This window comes from Campylobacter sp. US53 (genome assembly GCF_004378995.1).
Lineage (GTDB): Bacteria > Campylobacterota > Campylobacteria > Campylobacterales > Campylobacteraceae > Campylobacter_D > Campylobacter_D jejuni.
Genome location: NZ_RYYH01000037.1, coordinates 1 through 244, shown reverse-complemented (window position 1 = coordinate 244; position 244 = coordinate 1). Strand labels below are relative to the sequence as shown.

The following is a 244-nucleotide window of genomic DNA, read 5'->3' as shown; positions in this document are numbered from 1 at the left end:
ATCCTGAAGATATTAAAGAATGGAAAAAAACAGGTATCATTGCAAATCCAAATTGTTCAACTATACAAATGGTGCATATTTTAAAACCTTTAAATGATGCTTTTGATTTAAAGCGTGTGGATGTAAGTACCTATCAAGCAGCAAGTGGAGCAGGTAAGGAAGGTATGGAAGAATTGGTTCGCGCAATGCAAAGCTTTTTTGCTTTCAAGCTTGATGAATTTGAAGCTCAAACATTTCCTCATAC

1 protein-coding gene is annotated in these 244 nt (G+C 34.8%); it reads left to right on the top strand.

Annotation, left to right across the window (positions count from 1 at the left end):
• Window positions 1-244, top strand: a 244-nt coding sequence (locus tag ELQ05_RS08195) for an Asd/ArgC dimerization domain-containing protein (protein ID WP_279586066.1), incomplete at both ends; no start/stop codon positions are given.